The sequence below is a fragment of the Rufibacter tibetensis genome (genome assembly GCF_001310085.1).
GTDB lineage: Bacteria > Bacteroidota > Bacteroidia > Cytophagales > Hymenobacteraceae > Nibribacter > Nibribacter tibetensis.
Genome location: NZ_CP012643.1, coordinates 2,295,583 through 2,309,126 on the forward strand (window position 1 = coordinate 2,295,583; position 13,544 = coordinate 2,309,126).

The window sequence follows — 13,544 nt, forward strand, 5'->3', positions numbered from 1 at the left end:
GAATTCTGTGAATAAGAAAAAGAGAAGCTGCTTACCTGGCTTGGGCTGCCTTTGGCAGGTAATGCACTACGGCGCGGTTCTCTTTGGTGAAGTATTTCTTGGCTACCCGCGTTAAATCATCTTTGGTCACGGCCAGCATCTTGTCCAGCTCTGTGTTGATGAGGTTGGTGTTGCCGTACAGCGCGTGGTAAGACGCCAGTTTTTCGGTGCGGCCTTCCAGAGTAGAGATACTGTTGATATAGTCGGTCTCTATTTGGTTGCGCAGTTTTTGGAACTCCTGGTCAGAGACGGTTTCGTTTTTCACGCGCTCAATCTCAGCGTCCATGGCGCGCTCCAAATCATGCACATCCACGCCCTGGTTTGCAATGCCCAGGTTGATGAACAGCCCCGGATCTTCCAAGGATACCGGAATAGAAGCCACCGTTACGGCTTTTTGCTGCTTGTCTACCAAGGCTTTGTTCAGGCGTGAACTAGGTCCTCCTGAAAGCAAGGTAGTCAGCATGTTGATGGCGTAAGAATCTTCAGAGCCTTGCGCCGGAATGTGGTAGGCCTGGATTACCGCTGGTAGCTGGATGTTGTCAAAAACCACTTTGCGGCCTTCCTCAATCTGAGTTGGCTCTACTACCGTGGGGCGCGGAATAGTACCGGTTCCTTTCGGGATTTTAGCAAAGTACTGCTCCACCCAAGCTTTGGTCTGGTTGATATCCAGGTCACCGGCAATGGTTAAGGTGGCATTGTTCGGTACATAGAACGTCTTGTAGAACTGCTCAAACTCGCGAGCCGAGGCTCTGTCTATGTATTGCGCAGACCCAATGGGCACCCACCGGTACGGATGCACCGAGTACGCCGTCGCGAAGGTGTTCTCCAGCAGCGTGCCGTACGGACGGTTGTCAATGGTTTGCTTTTTCTCTTCTTTCACCACCTGGCGCTGCGTCTCTATGCCTTGCTGGTCAATTTTAGCGGCGCGCAAACGATCGGCTTCCATCCAAAGGCCCAAGGCCAGTTGGTTAGAAGGCAGGATCTGGTAGTAGTACGTGCGGTCAAAAGAGGTATTGGCATTCACGGCCCCGCCCGCACTCTGAATCATGTTGATGTACTTGCCGCGTTCCACGTTCTCAGAGCCTTCAAACATCAAGTGTTCAAAGAAATGTGCGAAACCGGTACGATCAGCGTTCTCGTTCTTGGAGCCCACGTGGTACATCATGGTCACGGCCACAGTGGGAGTGGTTTTGTCCTGGTGCAGGATCACGTGCAGACCATTGGGCAGGTCGTATTCCGTGAACTGAATTTTGTTGCTCTGTGCGGCCGCCGTTAAGCTAGCACCCAACAACAGGATACTCAAAATCTTACGTTTCATTCAAAAAGCATTAAAAATAAAAAGGGTCGTTTGTAAGGATGGCGCGTTTTTGGCTTTGTTTCCAGAAAGCATCCTTAAAATTAAGGCATTTTTCCCAAAAACTGTTCCATTTGCCTGATTGCCTAACAGATAGTTCTCCTTTTTTCATCTGTTGATTAAACCAAAGGCCAGCAATTCTTTCTAATCTGTAAACCCACTAACCAAAACAATAGTATGAAAACCCTGCAAAAATTAACCACGCTCGCTTTCCTGTTTGTGGCACTGTTAGCCGGTACGTCTGCCTTCGCGCAGCAAACCCAAACGCCTCAGGGTCAAGGTCGTGCCAGACTCTCTGCGGAAGAGCGGGCAGCCATGCAGTTAGACCGTTACCAGAAACAACTGGAGCTCACTCCAGACCAAAGCACTAAGATCAAAGCCATTTTAATGGCCTCAGCACAGGAGATGGAGAAGATGCGCGCCGCCGGAGGTCGTCCTGACCGTACCGCCATGCAAGCAGAAGCCCAGAAACGTGCTACTGAAATCAACGCCATCTTAACTCCTGCGCAGCAAGAGAAATTCGCCAGGATTTTAGCTGAGCAATTAGAGAGACAGAACGGCGGAGGACAAGGCCAGGGCGGACAGCGCCGCATGAACAGCCAAGGCAATCAATAGGCATTTCCTTTCAGGTAGAAACAAAAAAGCCGGAGTTAATCCTCCGGCTTTTTTGTTTCTGTTCCTGTTCTGGATGTAGGGCAATCCCTTGTGGTTGCTCTAAACGGTGATTGCCCACGTTCTGCAACCCCAATGCCTACTTTGCTTGCCATTCCTTAGAGAAGAAACTATCTTACACAGAAGATTCCACTGTTGCCTCTATGAAATGGATCAAAGCCATTGTTGCCGTTCTCATGACTGTTCTCATTGTGTATGCGCTCAACCGCACATACGGCGTGGTTCCGGCACTTGGGCCGTTTCTGAGTCCGTATGAAGGGTTCTGGCGCAGCGGAGATGATGACAATTTCACCTCAGAAGAGTTAGCACTAAAAGGGTTGCAGGCGCCGGTGCAAGTGAGGTTTGACTCGTTGCGGGTGCCGCACATCTTCGCGCAGGACGACCATGACCTGTACTTTGCCCAAGGCTACCTAACGGCCAAAGACCGGCTCTGGCAAATGGAGTTCATGACGCACGCCGCCGCTGGAAGATTATCGGAGATCATTGGCGACCGCACCCTGGAGATGGACCGTTTCCAGCGCCGGATGGGCATGGTGACCGCCGCCCAAAAATCTATGGAAAAGATGATTGCCGATCCACAGACCCGGACCATCATGGAAGCGTATTCCGCCGGGGTGAATGCGTACATAGATCAACTCGCCCCGCACGAATACCCGTTTGAGTACAAGTTGCTGCATTATGCCCCGGAAAAGTGGAGTCCGTTGAAGATTGCGCTGTTACTCAAGATGCTGGCTTATGACATGACCGGGCACTCAGATGACCTGCGCATGACAAACAACCTCCGCAAGTACGGCGCTGCCGTGGTGAAAGACCTGTTCCCAGATTACCCCTTCCGCGAAGAACCAATTGTGCCCGTAGGCACTCCCTCAAACTTTACTCCGCTTCCTGTGCCACCCACGCCAACCGAGTTTGTGGCAGGCATGGCCTTTCATACGTTAGAGCGCCAGAGACCTGAGAACTTGGGCAGTAACAACTGGGCCATCACCGGAAACCGGACGGCTAACGGATACCCCTTATTAGCCTCCGACCCGCACCTGAACTTGAGTCTGCCCTCCATTTGGCACGCGGTTCAGTTGCATGCGCCGGGCATTAATACGTATGGCGTCACTATTCCGGGCGCACCCGGCGTGGGCATCGGGTTTAATGAACACATTGCCTGGGGCATGACCAACGTGGGCGCTGATGTCCTGGATTGGTTTGAAATCAAATTCAAAGACCAAAGCCGAAAGGAGTATTGGCACAACAATGAGTGGAAGCCCGTGCGCAGGGTAGTGGAGAAGATTAGCGTAAAAGGTGAGCATGATATTGTAGATACGGTGTTGTACACGCACCACGGGCCGGTAGCCTACTTGCCAAATGAGACGGCATTCAGAAGTGGTAGTACGCCCATAGGGCATGCGTTGCGGTGGATAGCCCATGAGCCGCAGAATGAATTGAAAACTTTGATTCAAATAAACAGGGCTAAAAGTTATCCTGAGTTCCGGCAGGCCTTGACCACCTGGGCGGCACCCGCCTTCAATTTCGTATACGCTGATACGCAGAACATTGCCATTGTCTCTAACGGGCAGTTTCCGTTGAAATGGCAGGGACAGGGAAAATACCTGCTGGACGGCACCAACCCCGCGCATGACTGGCAAGGCTGGATACCTATGGACCAGGTGCCGCAGGTGCTCAATCCCCAGCGCGGTTTCGTGAGCTCTGCGAACCAGACGCCGGTGAGTCCAAAGGATTACCCGTATTACCTCGGCTCCAGTTTTGCCGGCTATGAACGCAGCGCCCGCATCAATCAGCGCCTCTCTACCATGACCCAGGCCACGCCAGATTCCTTCCAGCTGATGCAGATGGACAACTACAGCTTCGTGCCTAGAAACGTGTTGCCCACTATGCTGAAATTGGTAGACCAAACTGCCCTTTCCGCGGCCGAGAAAAAGCATTATCAGGTTCTAGCCTCCTGGGACTACCGCTATGACACAGATAAACTAGCACCCTCCCTTTTTGAGGAATGGTGGCAAACGCTGGCCCGTTCTATCTGGGCAGATGACTTCCCCCCGGGGAAGTTTAAAGCCCCTGCCCGCGACCGTCTGGTGCGGATGCTTTTGGTGGAACCTAATGCCCGCTGGTATGATGACGTCACTACGCCGCAAACCGAAACCCTGGCCAGCTTGGTAAACACCACCTTCAAAGAAGTTACTGACAGTTTGGGCGATGGAGGCAAAAAATGGCTTTGGGGGAATGCACGAGACTCGCATATCCGGCACATGGCGCAGTTGCCGGGTTTCGGGCAGCAACTGTATGCCGGAGGTAGCGCCAACTCCATCAACGCCCTCTACAACAGCCACGGCCCGTCGTGGCGCATGGTGGTGCAGATGGGGCCGCAGGTGCAGGCCTGGGGTGTGTACCCCGGCGGACAAAGTGGAAACCCAGGTAGCCGTTTCTATGACAATATGCTCAATGACTGGCAAACCGGGAAACTTCACCCGCTGCTGTTCTTGCGCTCGGCGCAGGATAGACCTTCTGCTACCTCCGTCAACTGGATTTTAACCAAAAACTAATATGCTCTTCGTCCTTATTTTGCTCGTCAGTTTGTTGGTTCAGTTCTTCCTGCCGTGGTGGAGCATTGCCCTGATCTGTTTTGCCTTGGCCTTTTGGAAAGCGCGCTACGGCGGACATGCCTTTCTCTCAGGCTTCTTGGCCATTGGCGCGACATGGTTAGGCGCAGCCCTGTTCTGGCACCTGGTCACCGATGGTGTTTTAAGCAACCGGGTAGCCGCCATGCTCACTGTCAACTCTCCTTGGATTCTACTAGCCGTGACCGTGCTCATCGGCGGAATTGTGGGCGGCGTAAGTGCCTTATCTGGTTATCTGGTTCGGCGGCTGTGGGTGTAATCTTTTAAGGTTGTTTTTAGAAAAAGCAGCTGAAAACAGGCTAAGGAATTATGGAAATAGCTATTTTAATAATGTTATTGGTAGTGCCGGTTTGCTTCATGCTTACCATAGTATTTCTATTAAGTTATCTTGTCAAAAGAAATAAGTCAAGGTTAAAGAATGCCGCTATTTCCTTTGCTATTGGAGTAGTTGGGCCAATTTTATTGATAGTTATTGAAGAGGTGTTTTTCTCTTACAATATTTCAGACAAGGAAGAGGTATTAGTTGCCTCCAGAGAAGCATCAATTGGAGGTATACTACTCAAGCTTTATGCAGATAGCACATTTGAAACAGGAGGTTTTAGGCAAGTTACATCAGCGGGGAAATTCTCTTTAAGTAAGGACACCTTGTTCATTGTCTCAGCCAATAAAACCGAGGCGGGCGAAGAGTTTACCAAGAGGTCTTTCTTAATCAAAGATGGCCATTTGGAGGAAACAACTGATACTGGAGTGGGATACTTAGAAATACACGAGAACACTCTCAAGTAAGAAAGACTTTCCGCAGTAAGGCACATTCCTTATGCTTTGGCTGCGCCTCTCTCTTTATCTCACAAAGACTAATCTGCCTCGTTCATAGAAAAAGTACTGCGTTTTAAGCCCTTTTTCTCTACTTTGCCCAGAAACCAACTGGCGTCCTGTCGCTTTTTCCCGCTGCTTTGATTTACCTTGCCGTTCTTCTTAGAATCCTTTCCAATCCTTTCGCGAATGTTTTCCAGAAGCAGCTCACAACTATAGGCAGCTTGCCGTTGCTGGTAAACTTCATTACTTATTTCCTGCTGAGTATATTTTGCCTTATTCCTGCAGTAGGTGTCGATTGGTTCGCGTTGCCGATGGGCTTCTGGGGCTATTCGCTGTTAGTAGGTTTATTTGGGGCATTAGGAAACGGCTTTCTAGTACGAGCGCTGCAAACCGGAGACTTATCAGTATTAGGGCCGGTGAACGCGTATAAATCAGTGGTGGGGTTGCTGGCGGGCATGCTGCTACTGGGAGAGTTCCCGAATGTCTGGGGTGTGGCCGGCATCGTGCTCATCATTTGCGGCAGTTATTTTGTGCTGGATACCACCGAAGAGAAATTCTCCTGGAAATTGCTGAAGCAGCCTAGCATCCAGTTTCGGCTGTGGGCCATGATTTTTGCAGCCATAGAGGCAGTGTTCATCAAGAAAACCATTCTGTATTCTTCGCCCATGGTTTCCTTTATCAGTTGGTGTTGGTTTGGAGCTTTGTTCTCGGCCATAATCACGTTTTCAGGAGCGGCGCACCGGCAGCAGTTTGTGCAGGAGTTCACGTCAACTAAGCTGAAGCGGTACTCGTTGCTGGTCTTCTGTATTGGGCTGATGCAGCTCACCACCAACTACACATTTGAGCAAATGCCGGTGGGCTACGCCCTCTCACTATTCCAACTTTCCACTCTAGTAAGCATTGGGTTAGGCTATCGTTTTTTCCAGGAAACTAACATCCTCAAGAAAACCTTCGGAGCTATCATCATGGTGGTTGGCTCGGTCATGATCATCCTGCTGAAGTAGTCCTGAATGCTGAATCTTGCGTTATGAGTCTTTTTCTTTAGATTAATTTACCCTCAATTCCTCCACCTGTTTTCTGGGGTGTTTCATGAAAACAGGCTTTAAACCATCTTTTTACCTGAATCAGCACTCAAGTCTCAGAACTTTTCAGACTTTTTTCAAAAATTTTCTGAAACTGCTGTAATGACTTCTCACCTCAGTCGTCTCTGTTAATGAATGGACTTACAAGAGTTTAAAACCAAGGTACTCCCGGCCAAGCAGAAGCTGTACAGAATGGCGCTGTTCCTGTTGCAGAACAAGGAAGAGGCCGAGGATATCTTGCAGGATGTTTTCCTGAAACTCTGGTCCAACAAACACAAGCTCCACGCTTACGCCAGCATTGAGGCGTTTGCCATGAGCATCACCAAGAACCTGTGCCTGGACAAAATCAAAAGCCGAAAGCACAAGCACATGGTAGATGTGGTGGGCATGGAACTTGACTCAGCGGAGGCGAACCCGTACCAGCGCTACGAACTCACCGACCAGGTGAACAAGGTGCACGAGCTCGTGAAACTATTACCTGAACAACAGCGCCTGATTCTGCACCTGCGAGATGTGGAAGGGTACGCCTACGAGGAAATAGAGCAGGTCACGGGAGTGAACGTCAATGCTATCAGGGTGGCGCTGAGCAGAGCCCGGAAAAGTGTGCGAGACGGACTTTTAAAGATGGAAAACTATGCAGTTTGAGCAGATAGAAACCTTACTGGAGAAATACTACAACGGCGAGACGTCCTTAGAAGAAGAAGATCAGCTAAAGAACTTCTTCCGGCAGACCAAGATGTTGCCAGACAGCCTAAAGCCACACGCCGTGCAGTTCCAGTTCTACGGGAAAGAGCAGGAGGTGCAACTAGATAAGTTCTTAGCAGATGACTGGCTGTTCGAGAAAATTGAGAACCCAGCGTTATCTGCCGTTGGGAGTGCCCCTAAAGCGGAAAGCAGCAGCTTCTTCAGAACGTACGCCTGGCAAATAGCCGCAAGCATTACGTTGCTCATCGTCGCGTTCTGGGCCGGAAATTACTTCAGACAGGCCAATACAATACCAGCGAGCACAGGGGAAATAGTAGCCCAGCAGCAGGAAACCAGAGAACCTAGCCAGACGGTAGAAGCCTACCCGCAGGTAGAGAACCCGGTGAGTACCGCTCCTGAAACGATTAATTCAGAACCTGAAGACAGAACCTTGACGCCTTCTGGAAAACAACCAATAAAATCTGTGTTGACCTCCAATGCTGCCGTAAGCAGTGCCTCGGCGAGTGACCGGTTGCAGTTGGTGAGCCAGAACCTCAGAACCGAAGGGCTTACGCCGCAGGAAAGCAAGAAAGTCATCAAACTGTTGGTGAAAACCATGAACCAAGACGGCAACCTGAATGTGCGTCTGGCCGCCTGCGAAGCACTTTATGAGTTCAGAGACCACAAAGAAGTCCGGAAAGCGTTCATCCAGGCCCTGGGCACCCAGACCGAGCCGCTCATGCAGCTTACCCTCATTGAGATGGTAGTGAAGCTGAAAGAGGCCGCCGCCGTGTCACAGCTGGAAATGCTGATGCACAAAAAAGACTTATTACCTATTGTTAAATACAAAGCACAAGAGGGTCTTGGCACCCTTATCTAACCACGCATATACTTCTACTTTTATGAAAAAAACATTTGTACTGGCATGGGCTGTTCTCATGCTCACCGGGAACTTCCTTGTCTTAGAAAATGCAGCTGCTGCTGGTCACCTATCTACTCCGTTAACTTCTAAAGTGAGGCGGCTACAAGATGGCCCGCAAGAGAATGGACTTCGCACCTACAAAGTAAAATTGGGCAACGGAAAAGACAAGCAAGTGCAACTCTCCATGTTCAAAAGCAACGTTAAAATTGTAGGCCACACCGGTGACGAGGTGATCATTGAAACAAGGGACTACATGGCTCCTCCTAAACGAGCCGAAGGACTCAAGCCTCTTTACAACCAAGTAGAAGACAATACCAGCTTGGGTTTGTCTGTGACCAAAAACAACAATACAATCTCTATTGCCAAAGCTTCGCGTGCTGATATTGATTATGTTATCAGAATTCCAAAAAACGCTGCTGTGGTGTACAAAGAAATCAATTGGGAAGGAAGCGATCTATCTATTTCAGATCTGGATGGAGAAATTGAATTAAAGCTGAATAACTCTGACGCAACCTTAACCAATGTATCAGGACCAGTGGTTGCCAACAACACCAGCGGCTCTTTCAAGGTTATTTTCTCTTCGCTAAACCAAAGCAAGCCCAGTGCAATCTCTACGGTGAGTGGTGACATAGACATTACGTTGCCAGCCAATAACAAAGCTAATTTCAAACTTAACTCCCTGCAAGGAGAGATCTACACCGACTTTGACATTGAAGTGCAACGGAAAAAAGGTGATGACGAAGGATTAGCCATGATTGGCGGCGGCGGGGGCATCGCTGGCAAAGTCAACGGCGGCGGGGTGCAAATGAGCATCCAGACTATCTCCAGCGACATCTTCATCCGGAAGAAAAAGTAAGCCTATCCTCACCTAAACACCTTCTCTTTTATGAAAAATCTAGTATTGTTGGCCCTGCTACTGCTGGGCATAGGGAACCTCCATGCCCAGAAAAAAACGGTGGAGAAAACCTTGGACGTACCTGCCTCCAATAAAGTGAACCTGAAACTGAAGTTCGGGAATGAGGTGAAGGTAACCGCCTGGGACAAAAAGGAAGCCTATGTAAAGGTTACTTATGAGATAAACGGCGGCAAACTGAACGAGGCTTTTCTGCTCACCTTTAAAGAGGGCCTGGGCCAGCTAAACGTCACCGCTGACCTGAATGAAGAACTTATGAAAACCAGCACTCTGCCAGAAGGAGGCTGTCCAGACGGAGCCACTACCAGCTTCGGAAATTATACTAACGGGAAGATGAAGAACGGAGCCTGCGTCCAAATTGATTATGAGGTCTTCCTTCCTCGTGACGCCAACCTCACCCTGGAAACTATCAACGGCGACATTGAGCTGCGCGGCCTCACCGGCACCGTGAACGCCAAATCCATCAGCGGGTTTGTAGACATGGACTGGTCTAACCAAAAGGGCGCCACCGTGGCTCTGAAAACCATTACCGGCGAAGTGTTCTCAGACGTAGCCATCAACCTCACCGAAAAGCAGAAAGAGGCGCCCATGGTAGGTTACGAGCTTAAAGGGAGCGTGAACAATGGCGGGCCTAAGGTCACTCTGGAAAGCATCAGCAACAACATCTACTTCCGCAAAAAGAAGTAAGCCCATTTAGAACCTGTTTTGAGATAATAAGCTGAAAAGAGCAAAGGGACTTATAATCCTCTTTGCTCTTTTCGGTTTAGACTGATTTGTAAACCTGGCTTGTAGCTGCTTCTACCACCCGGGTTGCTTCTGAGAAAAAGTGGTTGTGGCGTCTTTTCTTAGAAGTAAGGACAAAACAGAAGAGACATTCTTCTTTTCTGGGCTCTTTTCCGCAAATTAGCCTCTAAACGAAAATATTCTCCCATGCGCCTCGCTCTTACCAACGGCAACATTTATTCTGACTATACCACTGCTCAAGGCTACGCAGTTCTATTTGAAGACAATACCGTTCTGGACATCATCCAGGCCGATGAAGTCCCAAGTGATGCCAAGATCATAGATGTAAAAGGCGGCATCATCTGCCCTGGCTTTGTAGACTTGCAGGTAAACGGTGGTGGTGGCGTGTATTTCACCCAGTACCCCACACTGGAGAGCCTGAATGCCATTAGAGATGCGCACCTGCAATTTGGCACCACCAGTTTCCTGCCTACCGTGATCTCCGCGTTCCAGGATCGAATTTTGGAAACCATTACGGCAGTACGGCAAGCCATGCAACAGCAGCCCAGCACCTTTCTGGGCATGCACCTGGAGGGACCGTACTTTAACCCAGGTAAAGCGGGCGCCCATGATACCGCCTGCATCCGGACGGCCACCCACGAGGAACTGGATGTGTTGTTGGAAGCCGGGAAAGACGTGATCACGTATTTGACGCTAGCCCCGGAATGCATAGAGGAAAGCGTTATGCAACGGCTGGTGGAAAGCGGCATTAAGCTCTCGGCGGGGCACAGCCTGGCTACCTATGACCAAGCCATGCACTTTTTTCAAAATGGCGTCACCGCCGTTACCCATCTCTACAATGCCATGAGCGGCATAGACACCAAGCAACCTGGTCTGGCTGCTGCCGCCCTGGATTATGGACAGGCCTGGACCGGCATTATTGTAGACGGCGAGCACTGCCACCCGTACGCCGTGCGCCTGGCCAAAAAGATGCTGGGCGAAAAACTGCTGCTCATCTCAGACTGTGCTGCCTGCGTGGGGTCAGACATTCCGTTCACTGACTTCGGTAATTTTAAGGCCTATTACCGCAATAACCGCTGCGAAACCGAGGATGGTCGGTTGGCCGGATCTGCTTTAACCATGCTGCAGGCGGTGCAGAACACCGTGAACATGGTAGGCCTGGAGGTAGACGAAGCCATTAGGATGGCGACCTTGTATCCGGCACAGGTTCTGAAACTGGAACACAAAGTAGGGCAACTGGTGCCCGGAGCTGCTGCGAACATAGTAGTGATGGACCAGGAACTACAGCTGCAGCAAGTGTGGGTAGAGGGTGTGGAAGTAGTGCTGCAGCAAAAATAAATCAGGAATGTTTCAGGGGTAGTTTCTAGAAAATTGCAAGAAACAGCCTTTGTATTTATCTGATTCATATCTTTTCCGTATTTGAACTGCAATACTGTATGTTCACGCGAAACCAACACCTACTCTATGAAAATCATCACCATCACCATAAATCCAGCATTAGATAAAAGTACCCGGGTACAGAAACTGGCCCCAGAAAAGAAATTACGCTGCGAAGCCCCTACGTATGAACCAGGCGGCGGCGGCATTAATGTTTCAAGGGCAATCAAAAAGCTGGGAGGTGAGTCCTGCGCCTGGTACCTGTCTGGTGGCGCGGCGGGTAGGCGCATTGGGCAGCTTCTGGAGGAGGAAGGCGTGGACTTCAAAGAGTTTAGGTGCGAGAACTGGACGCGAGAGAACCTGATGGTGTTTGAAACCGCCAGTGGTGAGCAATTCCGCTTCGGGATGCCCGGGCCGCAGGTTTCTGAGCCTGAGTGGCGGCAGATTTTGCAGGCGCTGGAAGAAATCAAGGATGTACCGGAATTTGTAGTGGCCAGCGGCAGTATCTCTCCCGGCATTCCAGACGATTTCTACGCTCAAATTGCGGAGATTGCAGTAAAAAAAGGTTTCAAGCTGATCGTAGATACCTCTGCCGAAGCTTTAACGAAAGCGGCCGGCGAAGGCATTTACCTGCTAAAGCCCAACCTGAATGAATTGGCCGCGCTGGCCGGCAAAGAAAAGATTTCCGCCAAAGAGCAGGAAGCGCTGGCGCAACAGGTGATACAGGAAGGAAAAAGCCAGGTGCTGGTGGTCTCTTTAGGGCCACGGGGTGCCATGCTCGCCACCAAAGACGGCTTTGACTATATAACTCCGCCCACCGTAAAACAGGACAGTGCCGTAGGCGCCGGTGACAGCATGGTAGGCGGAATGGTCTTAAAATTAACCGAAGGCTGGTCTTGGCCCGATGTAGTTAGGTACGGCGTAGCCACCGGCACGGCTACTACCATGACCCCTGGTTCAGAGCTTTGCCGCCTGTCAGATGTGGAAGAAATCTACGAATGGATTCAGAAGCATAGCGCACCCGTGGCACTTTTGAATAAAGAGTAGCCCTGCTGTGTTAGAGGCATTACTTTGATGTCTTAATTACCTTCATTTGCACGGGCACAACCCCGCTTTTTTCCATATCTAGCTTGCGGGCAGCAGACTTGGAAAGGTCTATGATGCGTCCGGGCGCAAATGGTCCCCTGTCGGTGATCATAACTTTGACCGATCTTCCGTTTCTGGGGTTGGTCACCTTGACTTTAGTACCGAAGGGAAGTTTCTTATGGGCAGCGGTGCGTTTGCCAGGCTTGTACCGCTTGCCATTGGCCATTTTGTTTCCCTTCAGTTTATCTGAATAATAGGAGGCTTTGCCAGTTTCTACATACCCCCCCCGTTCCCCAAAAGCAGGGGCGCTGGAGGTGCAGTTGGTGGTAAGCAAAGAAAGCACAAGCAGGCAAAGCAGGTTCCAGCGGAAAGAAGGAGTAAGGCTACGCATAAGAGAAAAAGTGCTGCAGAGCAGAAGCCAACAGCGGCCAATCTAACTGCTCCAGCGAGTGTTTAGTGTTAGGTAAAACATGGAATTGCCCGTAAGCCAACTGACGGGAGGCTGCCAATGATTCTTCTACAGAAGCCATTTGGTCTCTGTCTCCCACGGCAATACACACCGGAACAGAAATCTGGGCCAGTTCAGCAGCCGTCAGTACTGGCTTCTGGCCTAGTTGCTCCATCATAGAGGCGGTACGGTGCAGGACTTCCTGCCAGTCTTGCGGAGCGTGCCGGGTTTTCAGGGCTTCCGCAAAAGCAGGGACTTTCTCCTGCAGAACCTTCGGGTTAAGCTTGGTTACTTCTTTTTGGGCTGCTTCCGGCGTCCAGTTGAATTTGGTGGCCAAGGTGAAGATACTTGAGAAACGATCAGGGTGCAGGCGAGCAGCTTTCAGGGCTACATAGCCGCCCATGCTGTAGCCAAACACCTGCACCCGGGCAAGGTTCTGGGCATCTAGCCAACTGAGCAAATGTTGGGCAAAGGCTTCTATCCGGAAGGGCCCATCAGGGAAAGGCTCACCTCCGTGGCCTGGTAAGTTGAAAGAGTACACCGGTACAGCGGCAGGCAGCAGAGACAGCAAAGGAGCAAACTGGTCTTTCGCACCCAAGGCCCCGTGTAGCAACAGCAGTGGTTCCATCCTGAAAGATAAGTGTTCTTCCATACTCTGCCTTAACGTTCCTGTTTTAATTCTTATTTTCTGAAAAGCACTATGAAACTACTTAGTAGTGAAGAGGGCCACCATTGCTTTAAGGCTATTTTCTGTAAAACACCTTAAGAAAGAACACCTTC

14 protein-coding genes are annotated in these 13,544 nt (G+C 50.3%); 11 read left to right on the forward strand and 3 right to left on the reverse strand.

The features are described 5' to 3' along the window. Positions 1–31: 31 nt before the first annotated feature. Complete coding sequence (locus DC20_RS09190) at positions 32–1,357, reverse strand: M16 family metallopeptidase (protein ID WP_062543562.1); 1,326 nt, start codon at positions 1,355–1,357, stop codon at positions 32–34. A gap of 213 nt (positions 1,358–1,570) precedes the next feature. Here DC20_RS09190 and DC20_RS09195 point away from each other — a divergent pair, with 213 nt between their 5' ends. The 11 genes from DC20_RS09195 to DC20_RS09245 all read left to right on the forward strand — a co-directional run bounded on the left by DC20_RS09195 (position 1,571) and on the right by DC20_RS09245 (position 12,277). After that, a complete protein-coding gene (locus DC20_RS09195) occupies positions 1,571–2,008 on the forward strand; it encodes a hypothetical protein (protein ID WP_062543563.1) in 438 nt (145 codons plus the stop codon). A gap of 200 nt (positions 2,009–2,208) precedes the next feature. Further along, positions 2,209–4,617 (forward strand): penicillin acylase family protein, encoded by a 2,409-nt coding sequence (locus tag DC20_RS09200; RefSeq protein ID WP_062543564.1) that lies wholly within the window; start codon positions 2,209–2,211, stop codon positions 4,615–4,617. Position 4,618: 1 nt separating this feature from the next. Continuing rightward, entirely contained in the window at positions 4,619–4,951 is a 333-nt protein-coding gene (locus DC20_RS09205; RefSeq protein ID WP_071885419.1) for a hypothetical protein, read from the forward strand. Between the two features lie 50 nt (positions 4,952–5,001). Then, on the forward strand, positions 5,002–5,478 hold the full coding sequence (locus tag DC20_RS09210; protein ID WP_062543566.1) for a hypothetical protein: 477 nt from the start codon (positions 5,002–5,004) through the stop codon (positions 5,476–5,478). A 167-nt stretch (positions 5,479–5,645) separates the two neighbouring features. After that, a complete protein-coding gene (locus tag DC20_RS09215) occupies positions 5,646–6,512 on the forward strand; it encodes an EamA family transporter (RefSeq protein ID WP_245652327.1) in 867 nt (288 codons plus the stop codon). A 213-nt stretch (positions 6,513–6,725) separates the two neighbouring features. Next, complete coding sequence (locus tag DC20_RS09220; RefSeq protein WP_062543568.1) at positions 6,726–7,235, forward strand: RNA polymerase sigma factor; 510 nt, start codon at positions 6,726–6,728, stop codon at positions 7,233–7,235. Beyond that, positions 7,225–8,154, forward strand: a complete 930-nt coding sequence (locus DC20_RS09225) for a HEAT repeat domain-containing protein (RefSeq protein WP_062543569.1) — start codon at positions 7,225–7,227, stop codon at positions 8,152–8,154. Before DC20_RS09220 ends, DC20_RS09225 begins: the two co-directional genes overlap by 11 nt. Positions 8,155–8,176: 22 nt before the next feature. Then, the gene (locus tag DC20_RS09230; protein ID WP_245652328.1) at positions 8,177–9,052 is read left to right on the forward strand and encodes a DUF4097 family beta strand repeat-containing protein; all 876 of its coding nucleotides are present in this window, start codon (positions 8,177–8,179) and stop codon (positions 9,050–9,052) included. A 30-nt stretch (positions 9,053–9,082) separates the two neighbouring features. Further along, a complete protein-coding gene (locus DC20_RS09235; protein WP_062543570.1) occupies positions 9,083–9,796 on the forward strand; it encodes a DUF4097 family beta strand repeat-containing protein in 714 nt (237 codons plus the stop codon). A gap of 243 nt (positions 9,797–10,039) precedes the next feature. Then, the gene (nagA, locus tag DC20_RS09240) at positions 10,040–11,191 is read left to right on the forward strand and encodes an N-acetylglucosamine-6-phosphate deacetylase (RefSeq protein WP_062543571.1); all 1,152 of its coding nucleotides are present in this window, start codon (positions 10,040–10,042) and stop codon (positions 11,189–11,191) included. Positions 11,192–11,317: 126 nt separating this feature from the next. Beyond that, positions 11,318–12,277 (forward strand): 1-phosphofructokinase family hexose kinase, encoded by a 960-nt coding sequence (locus tag DC20_RS09245; RefSeq protein ID WP_062543572.1) that lies wholly within the window; start codon positions 11,318–11,320, stop codon positions 12,275–12,277. Between the two features lie 19 nt (positions 12,278–12,296). Here the strand turns inward: DC20_RS09245 and DC20_RS09250 are convergent, their stop codons facing one another. Both DC20_RS09250 and DC20_RS09255 read right to left on the reverse strand, forming a co-directional pair. Further along, complete coding sequence (locus DC20_RS09250) at positions 12,297–12,707, reverse strand: septal ring lytic transglycosylase RlpA family protein (RefSeq protein WP_062543573.1); 411 nt, start codon at positions 12,705–12,707, stop codon at positions 12,297–12,299. Beyond that, the gene (locus DC20_RS09255; protein WP_245652329.1) at positions 12,700–13,416 is read right to left on the reverse strand and encodes an alpha/beta fold hydrolase; all 717 of its coding nucleotides are present in this window, start codon (positions 13,414–13,416) and stop codon (positions 12,700–12,702) included. The genes DC20_RS09250 and DC20_RS09255 overlap by 8 nt, the downstream gene beginning before the upstream one ends. Between the last annotated feature and the right edge of the window lie 128 nt (positions 13,417–13,544).